Raw genomic sequence first — 3,159 nt, 5'->3', positions numbered from 1 at the left:
GCGTGGGCCGCGGGCATGGCGGCCGCGAGGGCGAGCGAGAGCAACGAGAGGCGCGAAGGCGCGCGGGTGCGATGAGTCATGGATAAGCCCCTTGGTAAAAGCCGAATGGACGACTAGGGCTTGCCGATCGGGGGGCTGGCTCATCGTTTAGCCATCCAAGCGTACCAGAACTAAGCAAAATCTCAGAATGCGGCGTTCCACCCCAGGTTGATCCAGTGGGAACCATGCCGGGGCCGCTCGATGGCCTCGCGCTCGCCGCCCACCACCAGGTCGAGGCTGGATTCACCGAAGGCCACGCGCACGCCGCCCTGGTCGGTGGTGGTGCGATAGGTCCACACACGCTCGACGAGCAGCGTGACGCGGCGGGTCAACGCAAGGTCCAGGCCCACGCCATAAAGGGGATGCGACCTGGTGCGATGGTCGCGGTCGGCGCCGATGTTCACCGCCACCATCAGCCGGCGCGCATCGTCGAGTCCGAACGTGGTGGCGACATACGCCTGCAGATCGTCCTGGCGGCCGCGAAGGTAGGTGCCATTGGCTTCGAGGGCCACGCCCACGCCCTTGTCGTCGCCGTTGCGCAGCTGCCACTTGATGCCCGGGTTGGCGCCGATGCCGCGCAGGTGCTGCCCGGTGTTCAACGTCACGCCGAGCTCGACCGGGCCGATGCCGCACGCAGGGGCGGCGTACACACCGTTCGTGCCGTTCGACCATGCCCGCAGCCACGATTCAAGCTGGCACGTCCCTGCCCCCGCCACCGACGCGTCGTCGACGTTGTAGCTACCGCCTTCGGCCTGCGCCGCCAGTGGCACCAGGACAGCCACGACGGCCACGCCAAAAAAAACGCCGTGGCGAAGTCGCCCTCGCCACGGCGCATCAAGCCGGCACCTGGGGGATGTGGGCGATGCCGGAGCTAGCGTAGCGGCACGTCGAAGCACGGCTTGAGTCCATGGGGCATATTCTCGATATGCGCATTTTAATCATTTGGCCGCCGCTTCCGGCGCGGCCTGTGTCACTGGCGCCGGTGGAAGCAGCTTGCCCTGCGCAGCGCGCACGAGCGTGCCGATGATAAGGATCGCCATGACGATATTCGTGACAACGAACAACACGGGCGCCACCTGCGCGATGGCCCCAGGCAGGCCACGGAGCGTCATAGCGATCGCCGTGCCCGAAAGCGCGGTGAGGCCGAACGAGAAGGCCCAGTAGCTCGGCGCGAACGGCTGCTGCCGTATCCACGGCAGCAGGCGGATCATCATGAAGAACTGCAACAAGCCGTAGCCCCAGGTCGCCTGCACGAACAGCGCCGGCACGCCTTGCGTGTTGGCAAGCCACGCCGCGACCGCGACGACGGGGGGCGCGAGCTGGATGCCCAGCGTCGGCCGTAGCGGCACCGGCAAGGGCTGCGCATGGAACAGCCGGTTGACGATCACCGATTCGAGCGCGAGCCACATGAAGACGCCCGCACCCAGGAAGAGGATGCCCCACGAGGGATACCCCAGGGTGCCGGCAGTGATCGCCGTGATGAAGTTGCCCGCCACCGATGGCAGGTAGATGACGGGCGTGACCGTGGTCACTTCGCGACCACCCTGGAGCATGTCGCCCACACGCCACACGCTGAAAAGCACGTGCCCGATTCCACCGACGACCAGGGCCACGACAGCCAGAGTATGCGCATGGGGCGCGAGCACGACCCCCATGAGCGCCGTGGTCGCGGGTGCCAGCCCGATGAAACAGCATTGCACCGGGTGCTTCGCTTCCTCGAGGGCGGCGTCGCGCTGGGCAACCCACTTCAGCGTGTACAAGGCGCTGACCACGAGCCACACCACGAAGGCCAGCGCCATGATGGCCTCGCCTACCGCGGGTGGCAGGCCCCACAGGTGGCTGGCGCTACGCCAGTTGCCCCCCAGGCCGACAAGGCCCAGGACCATGCCGAAGAACGACGCGGGAACGGAACGCTGGACGACCATGGCAAGCCCCTGGGTTACCTGACGCGGCCACTATCTTGGCAGCACCCGGGGCGGTCTTGGTGATTCCGCTGGTCAGTCTTTTTCCCAGCGCCCGGCGTGAAGGATCCAGTCGCCCTTGCGGTACTCCCAGAACGCATGGGTGTAGTGGTAGCCGGGGCGGTCGCGCTCCCAGTGGCCATGCACCGGCTCGTAGTCGTGGCCGTTCCAGGCCCAATACCCACGGGCCCAGACCCAGCCATCACGGGCGGCAGGGTCGTTTTCCGTGGCGTCGGTGGGCGGCTCGCGGTGGACCACCACGAGGGTTTCATTGCGCGCCAGGCGCGGCTGCGGCGCGCACGCCGAAAGGGAAACGGTGGCGACGAGGGCCAAAAAGGGGACGGCGAGCGCTCGGCGCATGGGTGTCCTTCGGGAAAAAAGCGAGATTAGAGCCAACCAACGCTTTCCCGGGCATTTCGTCACCCAGAGGGCGGATAGGGCGTTGGCGGACGTTCATGCCGCCGGGACGCACCCTGCACGGCAGCCCATCGAAGGTGGGGGCTCCCCCAGCGGAGGCAACCCATGACACTGAAAGCCCTCGGGCTCAACTGCACCCTCTCCCCATCGCCCAAGCCATCGTCTACCGAAAAGCTCATGGGCCAGGTCCTCGATGCCCTTGGGCAGCTAGGTGTCGCTACGGATAGCCAAAGGGTCGTCGACCTCGACATCAAACCAGGCGTTACCCATGACGAGGGCGATGGCGACGCATGGCCAGCACTTCGCAAGCGGATGATGGAGGCGGATATCCTCCTGATCGCCACGCCGATCTGGATGGGTCAGCCGTCCAGCGTCGCCAAGCGCGTGCTTGAACGCATGGATGCGATCCTGGGCGATATCGGCGACGACGGGCGTTACCCCACATCGGGCAAGGTGGCCATCGTGGCAGTGGTCGGTAACGAAGACGGCGCACATCACGTCACCGCCGAGATCTACCAGGCTCTAGCAGACGTCGGCTTTTCGATCCCTGCGGGGAGCTCGGCCTACTGGGTCGGCGAGGCCATGACGGATACCGATTACCAAGACCTGCCGGGAACCCCGGAAAAGGTTGCGCAGACCATCAAGACCCTGGCGGCGAACGCAGCACACCTGGCGAAAGTGCTGAAAAAGGATAACTATCCCGTGCCATGACTGACATCTGTAGGAGCCCACCCCTGTGGGC

At 66.0% G+C, this 3,159-nt stretch carries 4 protein-coding genes; 1 reads left to right on the top strand and 3 read right to left on the bottom strand.

Annotated features, from left to right (window positions below; genetic code table 11):
- Positions 1 to 182: 182 nt before the first annotated feature.
- The 3 genes from VI08_RS20235 to VI08_RS20225 form a co-directional block, all read right to left on the bottom strand.
- Positions 183 to 830: a hypothetical protein gene (locus VI08_RS20235; protein ID WP_045831449.1), complete on the bottom strand. Its 648-nt coding sequence runs from the start codon at positions 828 to 830 to the stop codon at positions 183 to 185.
- Between the two features lie 147 nt (positions 831 to 977).
- On the bottom strand, positions 978 to 1,964 hold the full coding sequence (tehA, locus tag VI08_RS20230) for a dicarboxylate transporter/tellurite-resistance protein TehA (protein WP_045831448.1): 987 nt from the start codon (positions 1,962 to 1,964) through the stop codon (positions 978 to 980).
- Between the two features lie 72 nt (positions 1,965 to 2,036).
- Positions 2,037 to 2,360 carry a YXWGXW repeat-containing protein gene (locus VI08_RS20225; protein WP_045831447.1) on the bottom strand — a complete coding sequence of 108 codons (324 nt, stop codon included), beginning with the start codon at positions 2,358 to 2,360 and terminating at the stop codon, positions 2,037 to 2,039.
- A 162-nt stretch (positions 2,361 to 2,522) separates the two neighbouring features.
- Here VI08_RS20225 and VI08_RS20220 point away from each other — a divergent pair, with 162 nt between their 5' ends.
- Positions 2,523 to 3,128, top strand: a complete 606-nt coding sequence (locus VI08_RS20220) for a flavodoxin family protein (RefSeq protein WP_045831446.1) — start codon at positions 2,523 to 2,525, stop codon at positions 3,126 to 3,128.
- Positions 3,129 to 3,159 lie beyond the last annotated feature (31 nt).

It is taken from the genome of Luteibacter yeojuensis, from assembly GCF_000964085.1.
Taxonomy (GTDB): domain Bacteria; phylum Pseudomonadota; class Gammaproteobacteria; order Xanthomonadales; family Rhodanobacteraceae; genus Luteibacter; species Luteibacter yeojuensis_A.
The sequence above is the reverse complement of the archived record's forward strand: the minus strand, read 5'-3'. Positions and strand labels throughout refer to the sequence as shown.

Bases quoted from the DNA above. Each gene is read 5' to 3' on its own strand.
- tehA (WP_045831448.1), bottom strand. From the start codon at position 1,964: ATGGTCGTCCAGCGTTCCGTTCCCGCGTCGTTCTTCGGCATGGTCCTG.
- VI08_RS20225 (WP_045831447.1), bottom strand. From the start codon at position 2,360: ATGCGCCGAGCGCTCGCCGTCCCCTTTTTGGCCCTCGTCGCCACCGTT.
- VI08_RS20220 (WP_045831446.1), top strand. From the start codon at position 2,523: ATGACACTGAAAGCCCTCGGGCTCAACTGCACCCTCTCCCCATCGCCC.